Origin of the sequence: Providencia sp. PROV236, assembly GCF_033676985.1 — a bacterium.
GTDB lineage: Bacteria > Pseudomonadota > Gammaproteobacteria > Enterobacterales > Enterobacteriaceae > Providencia > Providencia manganoxydans.
In genome coordinates this window covers 3,923,617-3,938,198 of the sequence record NZ_CP096297.1, presented here as the reverse complement: position 1 = coordinate 3,938,198, position 14,582 = coordinate 3,923,617, and the positions used below count along the sequence as shown (strand labels likewise).

The following is a 14,582-nucleotide window of genomic DNA, read 5'->3' as shown; positions in this document are numbered from 1 at the left end:
ATAAGTGACGACGTTACGCTCACCAAGCCACATAGTTTATCTATGCTCCCTATCTATCTTTGCTTTTCGCCTACTTAAAACTCGAATTATTTAGAGTATATATTTAGCTTAGTGAGAATCTATCGCAAAGACAATTAAGTTTACCTGTTCATTCATATCGAATTATTTGAATGAATTCCCCCTCCTTTGTAGCCGAATTTGCTTGTCTACTGAACAATCGTGATGAGCGAAATTGTTGCGTATTTGTCACATAATTATTTCAAAATGTTAATTTAAACTCTGTAAAGTGATTTCAATCACAATAAACCCGCCGTTTTTTGCATATAAATCGCTCACATTCATGTCGTTTTCATCAAAAGGGGATCATCCCAATGGTATTTTCTATTCGAGATACACTCTTTTCTTTATTGACGTTAGATGGTATTTCAGGCCACGAATCTTCTATTGCGAATGTGATGAAAAGCCACTTTAAAACTACAGCAAAAGAGGTTTGGCAGGACCGATTAGGTAACGTAGTTGCCCGATATGGCAGCGAAGCACCTAATGCTATGCGTTTAATGGTGTTTGCACATATGGACGAAGTTGGCTTTATGGTTCGAAAAATCGAACCATCAGGTTTTATTCGTTTCGAACGTGTCGGAGGGCCTGCACAAGTGACGATGTCGGGTTCGGTTGTGCGCCTTGCTGGAGAGTTTGGTTCAATACCGGGTTGCATCGGTATTAAGTCTTATCACTTTGCCAAAGGCGATGAGAGAACACAATCCCCTTCTATTGATCAGCTATGGATTGATATTGGTGCAAAAGATAAAGCAGATGCTGAGCGAATGGGTGTGAAGGTTGGTACAGCAATTACCCTCTATAATCCACCGCAAGAGCTAGGCAATCAAATGGTTTGCAGCAAAGCACTAGATGATCGGTTGGGCTGTACGGCATTACTCGGTCTAGCAAATGCAATTCATAATAAAGATCTTGATATTGCAGTTTATATTGTTGCATCGGTACAGGAAGAATTTAATATTCGAGGAATCTTGCCTGTACTAAGGCGTATTAAGCCCGATCTTGCTATTGGTATTGATATCACCCCTTCTTGCGATACTCCCGATCTTAATGATTACTCTGATCTGGTTATTAATGGTGGAGTGGGTATCACCTGCCTCAACTATCATGGCAGAGGCACCCTTGCGGGGTTAGTGACTCCTGTTCGCTTAATCAAGCTATTAGAAAAAACGGCGATAAACCATCAAATTCCAGTTCAAAGAGAAGTTGCCCCAGGAGTCATCACTGAAACCGGTTATATTCAAGTTGAGCAAGATGGTATCCCTTGTGCCAGTTTATCTATTCCTTGTCGGTATACACATTCACCTGCCGAAGTGGCCAGTTTAAATGATCTGAATGACTGCATTCGGCTACTCACTGCATTAGCGACATTACCAGCTAATCAATTTCCTATTGAGTCTGACTCAAACAATGATCAAGAGGTTATTACAAAATGAAAAAAATCCTCGTTGCATGTGGAACGGGTATGGCGACTTCCACCATGATTGCCCAAAAACTTCAAGACTATTTAGCTTCTGAAGGTATTTCAGTCGCAACTTCACAATGTTGTTTGAATGAAATACCACTCAATAGTCGCGGTGTTGATTTAATTATTACTGCAATGAAAACAGACACCGATTACGGGGTTCCTTCACTTAATGGAGCAGCTTTACTTACAGGGATTAATGATGATGCATTAAAACAACAAATTAAGACATTGTTATCACAAGAACACTCTAAATAATTCTAATTGCAGGTAGGTGACAAGTGAGTGAGTTGCTAGAAGCGTAGAAAACTATGCGATAAGTAGCGAATGAATGAAATCAACAATACTGCAATTGAAATATGACGAGCTAGAACCTAATAGGTGACGTTATGTTTGATTATATACTTTCATTAGGCGGTACTGTATTTGTCCCAATTGTCATGATAATTATTGGTTTAATATTTCGCCTTCCGTGGCTGCAAGCCATCAAAGCGGGTGTAACCGTTGGCATTGGTTTTGTTGGAATGGGGCTAGTGATTGTGATGGCAATCGATAGCCTTAGTCCCCCCATTAAAATTATGATTGAGCGCTTTGGCTTGTCACTTCATGTACTGGATGTTGGTGCAGGGCCGGCATCTGGAGTGGGATACGCAACAGCCGTTGGTGCTGTTATCATTCCAACTATCTTTCTATTGAATATCGCTTTGTTGTTTACACGTCTTACAAAAACAATGAATGTTGATATTTATAACTATTGGCACTATGCAATCACTGGTACGGTCGTGCAAATGGCGACAGGAAGCCTAGTTTATGGGATTGCAGGAGCGATGTGCCATGCTATTTTATCTCTCAAAATGGCTGATTGGACGGCAAAACGTGTTCAAACGATTGTTGGCTTAGAAGGCATTTCGATCCCGCAAGGTTATGGCTCCAGCTCAGTCCCTTTATTTGTCCTTCTTGATAAGATTTATGAAAAAATTCCATTCCTGAAAGGGAAAAGTATTGATGCACAAGCGATCCAGAAACGCTATGGCATGGTCGGTGATCCTGTGATCATCGGGGTAGTTCTTGGATTATTATTTGGCCTTGCAGCAGGGGAAGATTTTAAAGGCTGTGCAACCTTAGTGATCACTGTTGCCGCGATTATGGTGCTATTTCCACGCATGATCCGCTTAATTGTTGAAGGATTATTGCCGATCTCTGAAGGTGCTCGTAAGTTTTTTCAAAAACATTTCCATGATCGTGAAGTTTTTATTGGCTTAGACTCTGCTGTGACTTTAGGACATCCAACAACAATTGCAGTGGGTTTACTCCTTATTCCTATCATGTTGGTGCTTGCCAGTGTTTTACCCCTTAATAACGTTTTACCGCTAGCCGACCTACCCGTTGCACCTTTTTTTATTTGTATGGCGACAGTGATCCATCGTGGTGACTTACTTCGTACTTTAATTAGTGGTGTGATTGTCATGAGCTCAGTTTTATTAATTGCGAGCCAATTTGCTCCTTTCTTTACAGAAATGGCGCGTAATGGCGGCTTTGATTTCGCCGCAGATGGGGCACAAATCAGTGCATTATCAGTCGGTAATATGTTTGGTTGGTCGATATACGAATTGATGTCATTTGGTTTGATAGGTGTTGTGGTGACCGTCGGAGTGGTTGCCTGTGTGGTTATTTTTCTACGTAATCGTGAATTACCTGAATAAGGAGTGTAGATATGAGTTGGTTAAAGGATGTGATTGGAACGGAAAAAGCCGTTATTGCAATGTGTCATTTGCGTGCATTACCGGGCGATCCTGATTTTAATGCGCAGCAGGGAATGCAATGGGTAATCGATAGAGCTTATGACGATTTAATGGCGCTACAAAACGGCGGTGTTGATGCTGTCATGTTTTCAAATGAATTCAGCTTACCTTATCTTACTCAAGTAAAGCCTGAAACAACGGCTGCGATGGCACGGATCATTGGGCAACTGATGAGTGAAATACGTATTCCCTTTGGCGTTAATGTGCTGTGGGACCCCGTTGCATCATTAGATTTAGCTATGGCAACCGGCGCTAAATTTATTCGAGAAATATTCACGGGGGCCTATGCCAGTGATTTTGGGGTATGGAATACCAATGTGGGTGAAACTATCCGTCATCAACATCGTATTGGGGCTTCTGAGGTAAAAACGCTGTTTAATATTGTTCCAGAAGCAGCGGTATATTTGGGGGGACGTGATATTTGCTCTATTGCTAAATCAACCGTTTTTAATAATAAGCCAGATGCTTTATGCGTTTCAGGGCTGACAGCTGGCGCTAAAACCGATAGTGCTATTTTAAAACAAGTTAAAGATACGGTGCCGAATACCGTGGTTTTTGCCAACACAGGGGTATGTTTAGAAAATGTGGAAGAGCAACTAAGCATTGCTGATGGTTGTGTCACCGCCACAACATTTAAAAAAGATGGCGTTTTCGCCAATTTTGTTGACCAAACTCGAGTGGAGAGATTTATGGAGAAAGTACACAGCATTAGGCAATGAAAAGGAGATAAGCAAACAAGCTTATCCCCTTAGGTAACAATAGTGAGCCCCGCAATCTTCGCCAAAAGGTAGGCAGGGCTCTATTTATAAGAGTATACCGAACCCAAAAGGAGTCAATATATAATGATTGATGATGCTAAATGGATCCAAATAAACCAAACAGCACAAGATTGGCAAGAAGCACTGGCGATAGCTTGTGCTCCGCTGATTGAGTACGGTGCGGCTGAGTCCGCCTACTTGCAAGGTATCATTGACAATACAAAAAGTTGGGGACCTTATTATTTGATTGCACCGGGTATTGCGATGCCGCATGCACGTCCTGAACAAGGTGTTATTGATAACCAAATCACACTGACGACATTAAATCAGCCCGTTGTTTTTGGCCATGAAGAGTGTGATCCGGTATGGCTATTAATTACTATTTGCGCCATTCATAGCGATGATCATATTCGATTGATTCAGCGTATTAGTGAGTTGGTTGATAGCCCCTTATCACTCGATAAAATCCGGACAGCAAAAACAGTGAGTGATGTTTTGCTTTTACTAAACTAGAGCCTAGGTTAATAAGCAGAGGAAATCCATTTATGAGTCTGTATAAACCTGATCGGATCCAACAAATGTTACAGTATTTGTGGAAATGCCGAGAGTTATCAACACAGCAGGCAGTTGAATTATTTGGTTGTGCAGAAGCGACAATCCGCCGTGATTTTCAATATATCGTTGAACACTATCCCGGTATGACACGTACACATGGGCGTATTGATTTTGATGATAGTACAACAGACAAAGAATCACAGTTTGATGTTAGACGTTCTTTAAATTGTGCATCTAAACGCGAAATTGCATTAATTGCTCGCCAATTGATCCATGAAGGAGATTGCTTTTTCCTCGATTCAGGTTCGACGTGTCTCGAACTTGCTAAATGCCTTGGTGATATTAAAGTCAAAGTGATTTGTAATGATATAAAAATTGCTAATCAGCTTGGCGCATTTCCAAATGTTGAAAGTTATATTATTGGTGGGTTAATTAGACCAGGGTACTTTACAGTAGGTGAAAGCTTAGCCTTGGAAGCCTTGAATGCTTTTGCTGTAGATCGTGTGTTTATGTCTTGCGATGCCTTATCGATTGAGATGGGGATCACAAATGCAACGATGTTTGAGGTTGGTGTAAAACGCAAGTTGATTACTCGTTCACCTGAGGTAATTTTACTTGCAGATCATACTAAATTCGATATGTTTGAGCCCCATGCAGTAGCCACATTATCTTGTGTAAAAACCATTGTCAGTGATAGTGGATTATCCAAAGAAACCCAACAACGTTATCAGCAAGCTGGATGTCAGTTAAAATGTACTTATTAGTTAAATACACTCATCATACTTCAAGTTGCAGCGTGGTTGATTACGCTCACTTAGGCTAGTTATCTTATTTTCTATGTTGCTAGCGATACGTTTGCTTGTCGCCTTAGCTGCACCTTGAGTTATTTAACGTATATTTGTATTTATTGAGGAAAAACATTGGTTATTTTTTTATGTTTTTTCCAAAGCAATACATCAATGAATAAAAATACCAATAAGCTAGCTCCTAATACTGGTAAGCAATAACCTAGCATAATCGTGAGTGTTACAATTAATAGCTGCCATGGAATTGATAATGATAGCCAACATGCAGTTAAAGTGCTTAATGGGTTATTCTGTGGACGACTGGGGCGGCGTATCCACCACATACGATATCCAAGCAGTAATAAGCAGCAAATACAGAAAGTAAAACCGAGTAACAGCAATCTATTTGCCATTCCAAATAGTTTTCCCATATGTGCATCAACACCCCAGCGCGTTAATTTAGCCATCATTGGAAAGTTGTCGAAATAAATATGGTCAATGACTTTATAGTCATGTGGGTTAATCGCGATAGCATCGACTTGTGTTGGCCAATCACGTTTATTTTCAGTGATCGTCCATGCGTCACTCGCTGTTTTTGGCTGACGTATTTCCACGTTATCAGCTTTAATTCCATTACGACGAGCCTGATATAAAACAATTTCCCAATCTAAATCAGGCTTATTAATATTTGACGCGCTATTCTGCGACTGTAAGCCTTTATGATTATGATCTTCATGTTGATGATCTCCATGATTATGACTTGAAATGACGGCTTCATTTTCAGACTTTAATTTAGTATTCAATTGTGGAGTTAACCAATCGAATGAAGTACGTAGCGCATTTATATTATCACCAGCCCATTTTGACCATGTCAGGCCTGTTACAGACATAAATAACATCCCTAAAAATAACAATAATCCGAGGGTTATATGCCAATGTCGAGTAAAAGCAAAAGGACTTCTTTTTTTCCTTGATAAGTGCTTACGTCGATGATTTATCCATAAAATTACACCTGTAATTGCAGAAACCCACAACCAAGAAGCTGCTAATTCGCTATAATGTCGTCCAACGCTTCCTAAATAAAGTTCGGTATGTAATTTCGTTAGCCATGTATGTGTAGGTAAAAAACCAGAAACAGGCGAGAAAAAATAATCAGCTTTAATTGCCAGTGAGTAGGGATCTATAAAGATAGTGCGCAATTTTTCCGATTCTAGATTTGGGTACATAAATTGAATGTAGGTTGTCTCGTCTGGTTGAGGTGCTGGGCGTACTTTATGAATAAAGTATTGTTCACCAACATAATGGCGAGCCGCTGAGATTTGTGATGAGAGTGGCTTACTATTACCAGAGGGCTGTGTCGTTAAAACATCACGATAAATAATATCTTCAAATTGAGTGGAGAGTATATATATAAAGCCAGTTAATGCTGCAATAAAAATAAAAGGCGCTATAAATATACCAATATAAAAATGTAAGCGATGTACTAACGCAGTTAGTGAGCGACGATCTAAAGGTTGCATGATTTACCTCAATATCAGTCAATTGTTGGATTAATTAAATTCTAATTTATGATTTATATTGTAACAAATTGATTGTATCTATAATTCATGATGCTTTTAAAATAGGTAATAAGTAAATTTAAGCTTATTAAAAAATTAGTTAATTAAAAAGAAAATGGAGTATGTCTTTAACAAAATATTCTTTAATTAATAAGTAAGTTAGGATTTTATATTTTAAAATTAAATTCACTCTTGATGCGATAACTATTCATTATTTAAAATACTAACTAGTCTTGATAATTATTTTAGCTTTCTATATGTATTAGTGAAGTAAATTCACATAGATGGCTTTTTTCTTTTCTATCCCACAAATAACGTGACCAAGGTAGTGCTAATTCATTGGCATGATTGATAATTTGAGGTTTAAATTGTTCGAGTGGTTTCGCTTCATGATGACGAGCAAAAACACTCCCTGCATATCGATGACCCGTATCAGGAGCAATAACTAAACAAGGGGTACTGGGATTGCGCTGAAAGAGATACTTTCCAACACAATAACTGCCTCCACTAGATAGACCTGCATAGATGGCATATCTCTTGATTAATTCGACAGTACCGCTGAGGCAACAATCGAAAGAAAGCCAATCGATAGAGTCATAGTTCTCATATTTCACATTACGAAAATCAATAGCACTACCAATGCCTGCGATAATTATTTCAGGATCATAAACATCTTGGGCACCAAATGTCACACTACCAAAAGGTTGTATTCCACACAGTGTTATCTTAATGCCTTTTTGGCGTAAAAATATCCCTAACGCTCCGGTTGAACACCCCGAGCCGATCCCACCTAATATAGTCAGTTTTTCTGTATTAATATCATTAAGAATAATGTTAGCGAATGCTTCATACCCACCATAATGAATATCATCATGATATTGTTGCATCCAATAATAATTGGAATTTTCTTTTAATAATTGTTCTACTTTTTCAACGCGATAACTTTGATCTAATTTTAAACTACCAGCGGATGGAACGCCTTCAACATAAGCCCCTAATAATTCAATCTGAGTTTTCATTGAGGATTCTACTGTTTTTGAGGCGATAATATGACATTTTAATTGATACTTATGGCAAGCGAGTGCTAGCGCATAAGCATATATTCCACTGGAACTGTCAATAAGGATAGAATGTCGATTAATAATTTCCCGCTCAAGAAGGCTTTTTACGGCATATAGCGTTGAATAGATTTTCATCGACTCAAACCTAGCAAGATAAAAATTGTTTTCGAGCTTCACAATTTTAGGTTCTTTGAGCGCCTCTGCGATATGGTCGTATATCAAAATATTTCTCCATAACACGGTTGTAACCCATGTGTTTTGATGAAATCAAACACGAAAGTTAAAGTATCCCTATCTGGTGGTGAATAATAAAGGTAACCAAGTAGTGAGCCTGTATGTGCGACGACCATGCCATCTGCAAGGTTATTTTTAATTTGCTTTTTAAAATAGTGATAAAATTGTTTAGGCAATATACCTTGTGATAATTCAGCACTATTTGTTGAACATTCAATAATTTGCATTTTGTTACCAACAGAATAGGCTTGGCGTACACGCTCCAATAGCTTCTGATAATTTTTCCGTTCATCTCGGTAATAAGATACTAATATGTCACGAGTTTGCGTTGTATCGACTGTCTTATGTTCTAATCCATAAATGCAGTAAATTCTTCCTGAAGGTCTGTAAATATCAATAATTTTTTGTTGTTGACTTAAATATAAACAAGGAACATCAATAAATACTGAGTCTGAGCGCTCTACACCATATAGGCAGGTAGTTATATCGTCCAATGTTAAACGGATCCCAAATATTTTACTGACACACCTCAAGGCAGATATAATATCAGCAGTAGAACTAGACATACCTACACCAATCGTAATATTACTAGTAAAATCCCAGTGACCCGTCAGTTGTTTTATCGCGATCTTTTCAAAAAATATCGATAATGACTTTGCAACTTTTTCTTTTTCTAGTTTGGCCAGATTGCATGCCTTATCAGGGATAAATTGTGCATAAGTTGAATTATTTGATAATGCTGAAATAACAGATATTTCTATATTATCCTTATTAAAAAATGGGCCTTGATACAGTTCTCCTAATGTACCGCAACACTTTGCTATGTAATAGGGCGATTCCATTTTTTTTCCTTTGTCATACTCAATATGTTCAGTGCTAGGTGTTCTTATATTGAAAAATAATTTCTCTATTATTGATTTATAACAGTTATAGATATGTTAATTAATATCTGTAACTACTTCTGATACAATTAAGAGTATCAGGTCAATAAATGATCATTATTAAATTTATTGGTTATTGGATTATGAAAAATTTCTGATTTAACATTTTTATTAATTTTTCATTCGATCGTCGTGTAGTGTTGCTGACATGTGGATTTTCTACAAATTGTTGGGGGCCTTTAGATGATGTTAAGAAAATGTTCTTTTAGAAAAAATAGCTAGTAATCATATTTTATCTAAAAGGTAAATGAGATTTTTTATCGTGGCCAAGCAAATTTTAAGGTAGGGAATTTAATTTGAAGTGCTTTTTTTAGGGGAAAGTAAAAACTAAAAAATGCAATTATCTTATTGTGAGTATCCCAAAAGGATTGTTTTTTCTATAAAAATAAAAATCATTTCTATTTATAATTTAAATATATATTAATTTTTTCAACTCTAAATAGACTATTTTTTTCTATGAATTTAAATTTAATTTCATATTATGTATTTATTACATTAAAACCCTTTCAGTTTAATTTTAAAGTCAGAATTTAAATCTATTTATATCATAATTTATGATATTTTAATCTATTTGTTTGGTTTTTGTTCTTTTTACTCTTATTTTGGGTTTAATGCGGCTCCTTTCTGTGTTGCTGTATTTTATCTTATTGATAATAAATAATTTATTTTTACGGTAATTATTTTTACAATGTAATAATTATGACTGTTTACTATTTTTGGCATTTTATGCTGTTTTGGTGTGAACATGTCAGTCATGGCGACTTTTAATACTATTGGGTTATTCTTTATTTGACTTTTTTTCTTTAAAAAATATTTGAGATTTATGTTTTAATATATTGATATTATTGATAATTATTGTTTTTGTTTTGATTTTTTATTAAATTTCACTTTTTCTCTTAGTATGTTTTTTACTCATTTGACGTTAGTTTTTGGGTTAGGTAAATTACGCTCATCCAGAGTATTTTAGGTGTGACATGTGTTGAGCTTTTTTGATGCATTGAACTTTTTTCGAATTTATTTGCGTTATTTTATGCTGTCGATCTCATCGTGATTAATTCTATGAGATAAACGTAAATTCAGTAGCTAAATTAAGCTTTAGAGACTAATAGGTGTGTTAGAGAATATAGAGTTAAATCAAAAATTACTTATTGATGATAAGAAGATTTTTACCATAGAAATTGGAAAGGAAATCAAAAGATTAAGAAGGCGTAGAGGGCTAACTGGACAAGAATTAGCAGATTATCTTGGTGTTTCTCAGCAGCAACTATCTCGTTATGAATGTGGTATTTGTGCAATTAAATTAGATTATTTAATGGTTCTTTTACATTATTTGGAAATATCAGTTGATGCTTTCTTTAAAAATGTTCTTGTGAATGTTTTTGAAGAAAATAATGAGATTGGCTTCCGTTGTTATAATATTTTTTTTCCTCTTGATAATGACTTGAAATATCAAGGGTTAAATAATGGGGTTTTTTCTTAAGAGTATTTTTTAAATTTTAAGGTGTTTATTTTTTACTGAAAACCTTAGTAAAGGTTTGTTGTATTATTTCAATTAAGGAACTTAATTTAATGAAAAAATTATTTTATCGACATTAATTTCTGGCGCAATGAGTGCTTCTGCTATAGCGGTAGATGCGGGTAAAGGTACAGTAACTTTTACTGGGTCTATTATTGAAGCGCCTTGTTCAATTGCACCTGGTGATGAAAGCCAAACAATTGATTTAGGACAAGTGTCTAATGTGACTTTACAAACAGGTGGAATGTCTTCTGCTCAACCTTTTGAAATTCATTTACAAGGTTGCACATTGAATGCCGAATATAAAGATAAAGATGGCGTGACACAAAAATATAACAATATGGTTGAAGTGAAATTTGAAGGCACTGAATGGGTTAATAATGGTAGCAATACCGGATTGATCCAAATTACTGGTGATGCATCTGGTGCGGGCGTTGTTTTGATGAATAAATCAGGTGCGAAAATTAATATTAATGATTCAACTGTTGAGCGTGCTTATACCTCTGGAAACAATACATTAAGTTTTCAAGCGGCTTTGCAAGGTTTATCTGATGCGACAGTAGTGCCTGGTAGCTTCCAAGCTGTCACCAACTTTACTTTGGCATATAACTAATCGTAATTAGTTATTGTTAATGATGTATTTCCCCTAACGCTTTAATTTGTTAGGGGATTTATTGAGAGAGAAGGATGCCATATATGAAAGCTATCTTTGTCAGCGTACTGTTATTTGTTAGTCAATTTTCCATTTCATCGAGTGTACAGGCGCAATCTCCATTATGGGGAAGCGTTAATATGAATGGCAGTATTGTTGATTCAGCATGTGCGATTGATATTGGCTCTTATGAACAGGTTGTTGATATGGGCGTTTTACCTGTAGGAACAATACGTCAGCAAGGGCAAGGCCCCATTCACCCTTTTTCTATCATGTTAATTGACTGCACTTTAACGCCTTATATGGGATCGCCATGGCAAGCTTTTACTGTGACTTTCGATGGTCCAGCTTCTGGTGATTGGTTTACGGTCTCTGGAGATGCTCGTGGTGTGGCATTGTTATTACAAGATGCTGACGGACAGTTGATTTACCCTGGAAAAACGACTGAAAAACAAGCGATGACATCTGGAAATTTGGTATTGCGTTATGGATTGAGGTTAGTTTCCGATAATAACCCTCTACGCCCAGGGGAATATCAAAGTGCCCTGCGTTTTAAGCTCGATTATTACTAATTATAAAAAATCACGTTTCTTTTTTTAGTTTGTATTTCGCCTGATTTGATTTTTAGGGATGTTATTTATGTCTTCATCACAACCTATATATTTTCGCTTAAGTAGTTTAGGGTTAGCCATTATTTTTTCAATGTATGGTTTATCGACTCCATTATGGGCTACTGAAACAATTGAATTCAATACAGAGGTATTGGATTTAGAAGATAAAAATAACATCGACTTAAAGCAGTTTTCTCGGGCTGGTTATATTATGCCAGGCACCTATTCTTTTACATTAAAGGTAAATGGCGAACAACTTTCTGAAGTATCAGTACCTTTTTATTCTCCTGAGGATGACCCTCAAGCAAGTCAAGCCTGCATATCCACGGAGATCGAGGAGCAGCTGGGATTAACTTCCTCGGCCAAAAAAGAGCTGACTTGGTGGCATGATGGGGAGTGTCTTGCACTACAGAGTTTACCGGGGATGCAGGTTAGTGGGGATTTAGCGACGTCATCATTGTATGTGAGTATTCCACAAGCTTACCTTGAGTATACTGCGCCTAACTGGGATCCGCCATCACGTTGGGATGAAGGAATTACCGCATTAATGTTGGACTATAACGTGAATGGTAATGCCACTAAATCTTATAGTAGTAATAGCGATAGCTACGCATTAAATGGAAATGGTGTCGTTGGCGTGAACCTAGGTGCTTGGCGCTTTCGTGCAGATTGGCAGGGGCGTTTAAATCATATTACAGGCTCAGGTGATGCAGTTAATAAGGATTTTGATTGGAATCGATTTTATGCCTATAGAGCGCTCCCATCACTCGCTGCAAAATTAGTGCTGGGAGAAGATTATCTCGTTTCTAATATTTTTGATTCATTCCGTTTTATCGGGGCGAGTATTCGTTCTGAATTGAATATGCTCCCGCCAAACTTGCGTGGCTACGCGCCTGAAGTGACAGGAATTGCGAAAACGAATGCAACAGTGATAGTGAGTCAGCAAGGACGAGTATTGTATGAAACACAGGTTGCGCCAGGACCCTTTCGTATTCAAGATTTAAGTGATGCGGTTAGCGGTAAATTAGATGTTACAGTTGAAGAACAAGATGGTACAACTCAGTCTTTTCAAGTGGATACAGCAAGTTTACCTTACTTAACACGCCCTGGACAAATTCAATATAAAGTCGCATTAGGCCAGCCAACAAATTACTTGCGTCACAGTGAGGGAGACTCCTTTGTGACCGGAGAGTTTTCGTGGGGGGTAAATAATGGATGGTCATTATTTGGTGGTAGTCTTAACAGTAAAAACTACAATGCGCTATCACTGGGTATTGGGCGCGATCTATTAGCATTTGGAGCCATATCTTTTGATATTACCCAATCCTTTGCGCGCTTACCGCACATGGGAAATTTAAACGGTGGTTCTTACCGTATAAATTACTCGAAACGTTTTGAGTCAATTGATAGCACGATTCAATTTGCGGGTTATCGTTTTTCAGAGCGTGATTTTATGTCGATGTCTGACTTTTTAAATACATTAAAAACAAGTCAGCGCTATGGAGGAAGTAAAGAGTTATATACGATATCACTGAATAAAAATTTTGGTGATTTAGGTATGTCGTTATATCTCAATTATAACCACCAAACATATTGGGATCAGCCAGATAATGATTATTACAGCATTATGCTATCGAAATATATCGATATTGGCCCAATAAAAAATGTCAGTATTAACTTATCGGCAAATCGAAGTATTTATAACGGTGTTAATGATGACAGCTTATATCTTTCAACCTCATTTCCATTAAACAATGGTGCTAATGTAGGCTATTCGTTGAGTAGTAGCCGTTACGATACTACCAATCGAGCGACATATTATGATCGTATTAATGATAGAACAACCTATCAACTAAGTGCAGGCAGTAGCAGAAAAGGTGGAACAGGGAGTGCGTTCGTTACCCATCAAGCTGATGTTGCACGCTTAACGGCTAATGTGAGTTATATGCATAACCAATACAGCGCATTTGGTTTATCGGCCAGCGGTGGGATGACGCTAACCCCAGAAGGCGGTGGTTTGCATCGTCTCAATACGCTTGGTGGAACGCGCATGTTAGTTGATACGGATGGCGTCTCTGATGTGCCAATCAAAGGGATAGGCGCACCAATCACGTCCAATATGTTTGGTAAAGCAGTTGTTGGTGATGTGAGTAGTTACTACCGTAACAAAGCCCAAATTGATTTAAATATGCTGCCAGACAATGTCGATGCACAACAATCAGTCGTGCAGGCGACACTGACGGAAGGTGCTGTGGGTTATCGCCATTTTGCTGTGGTGTCAGGGCAAAAAGCAATGACGGTTCTGCGGTTGCCGGATGGTAGCCATCCACCATTTGGCGCTCAAATACAAAATAGTAAAGGACAAAATACAGGGATCGTTGGTGATGCGGGAAGTGCTTATATTAGCGGTATTAACCCTCAAAGTGTGATGACGGTGACTTGGGGAGAGGATAAAACGTGCCAGGTAACATTTCCTAATCAGTTTGGTTCGTTACAGGATGTATTACTGCTGCCATGTGCACCAACAACGTAACCTGTCTCAATGATGACTGCAAAACAATAATATTATTTGCGAGCAAAGTGACC

13 protein-coding genes are annotated in these 14,582 nt (G+C 37.5%); 10 read left to right on the top strand and 3 right to left on the bottom strand.

Annotation, left to right across the window (positions count from 1 at the left end):
- Positions 1-371 precede the first annotated feature (371 nt).
- The 6 genes from M1E96_RS18255 to M1E96_RS18230 all read left to right on the top strand — a co-directional run bounded on the left by M1E96_RS18255 (position 372) and on the right by M1E96_RS18230 (position 5,401).
- Positions 372-1,493 (top strand): M42 family metallopeptidase, encoded by a 1,122-nt coding sequence (locus tag M1E96_RS18255; RefSeq protein ID WP_140182738.1) that lies wholly within the window; start codon positions 372-374, stop codon positions 1,491-1,493.
- Positions 1,490-1,780 (top strand): PTS sugar transporter subunit IIB SgcB, encoded by a 291-nt coding sequence (sgcB, locus tag M1E96_RS18250; RefSeq protein WP_070925389.1) that lies wholly within the window; start codon positions 1,490-1,492, stop codon positions 1,778-1,780. The genes M1E96_RS18255 and sgcB overlap by 4 nt, the downstream gene beginning before the upstream one ends.
- Positions 1,781-1,911: 131 nt before the next feature.
- Positions 1,912-3,225 carry a PTS sugar transporter subunit IIC SgcC gene (sgcC, locus tag M1E96_RS18245; protein WP_283125911.1) on the top strand — a complete coding sequence of 438 codons (1,314 nt, stop codon included), beginning with the start codon at positions 1,912-1,914 and terminating at the stop codon, positions 3,223-3,225.
- 11 nt (positions 3,226-3,236) lie between these two features.
- Positions 3,237-4,043 carry a BtpA/SgcQ family protein gene (locus M1E96_RS18240; protein ID WP_070925391.1) on the top strand — a complete coding sequence of 269 codons (807 nt, stop codon included), beginning with the start codon at positions 3,237-3,239 and terminating at the stop codon, positions 4,041-4,043.
- Positions 4,044-4,166: 123 nt separating this feature from the next.
- Complete coding sequence (locus M1E96_RS18235; RefSeq protein WP_319067154.1) at positions 4,167-4,595, top strand: PTS sugar transporter subunit IIA; 429 nt, start codon at positions 4,167-4,169, stop codon at positions 4,593-4,595.
- 32 nt (positions 4,596-4,627) lie between these two features.
- Entirely contained in the window at positions 4,628-5,401 is a 774-nt protein-coding gene (locus M1E96_RS18230; RefSeq protein WP_070925393.1) for a DeoR/GlpR family DNA-binding transcription regulator, read from the top strand.
- 140 nt (positions 5,402-5,541) lie between these two features.
- Here M1E96_RS18230 and M1E96_RS18225 read toward each other — a convergent pair whose 3' ends face one another.
- From M1E96_RS18225 to M1E96_RS18215, 3 genes are all read right to left on the bottom strand, one after another.
- Entirely contained in the window at positions 5,542-6,942 is a 1,401-nt protein-coding gene (locus tag M1E96_RS18225) for a PepSY domain-containing protein (protein ID WP_337979601.1), read from the bottom strand.
- Positions 6,943-7,226: 284 nt separating this feature from the next.
- Complete coding sequence (locus tag M1E96_RS18220) at positions 7,227-8,282, bottom strand: pyridoxal-phosphate dependent enzyme (protein ID WP_369427271.1); 1,056 nt, start codon at positions 8,280-8,282, stop codon at positions 7,227-7,229.
- Positions 8,261-9,118: a hypothetical protein gene (locus M1E96_RS18215; RefSeq protein ID WP_337979600.1), complete on the bottom strand. Its 858-nt coding sequence runs from the start codon at positions 9,116-9,118 to the stop codon at positions 8,261-8,263. The genes M1E96_RS18220 and M1E96_RS18215 overlap by 22 nt, the downstream gene beginning before the upstream one ends.
- Positions 9,119-10,328: 1,210 nt before the next feature.
- Between M1E96_RS18215 and M1E96_RS18210 the strand changes: the two genes are divergently transcribed.
- The 4 genes from M1E96_RS18210 (at position 10,329) to M1E96_RS18195 (ending at position 14,529) form a co-directional block, all read left to right on the top strand.
- Entirely contained in the window at positions 10,329-10,697 is a 369-nt protein-coding gene (locus tag M1E96_RS18210; protein WP_319067148.1) for a helix-turn-helix domain-containing protein, read from the top strand.
- A gap of 127 nt (positions 10,698-10,824) precedes the next feature.
- Positions 10,825-11,346 carry a fimbrial protein gene (locus M1E96_RS18205; protein ID WP_319067146.1) on the top strand — a complete coding sequence of 174 codons (522 nt, stop codon included), beginning with the start codon at positions 10,825-10,827 and terminating at the stop codon, positions 11,344-11,346.
- 83 nt (positions 11,347-11,429) lie between these two features.
- Positions 11,430-11,957, top strand: coding sequence for a fimbrial protein (locus M1E96_RS18200; protein WP_070925400.1), 528 nt, complete (start codon positions 11,430-11,432; stop codon positions 11,955-11,957).
- A 67-nt stretch (positions 11,958-12,024) separates the two neighbouring features.
- On the top strand, positions 12,025-14,529 hold the full coding sequence (locus M1E96_RS18195; protein ID WP_319067143.1) for an outer membrane usher protein: 2,505 nt from the start codon (positions 12,025-12,027) through the stop codon (positions 14,527-14,529).
- Positions 14,530-14,582: the final 53 nt, after the last annotated feature.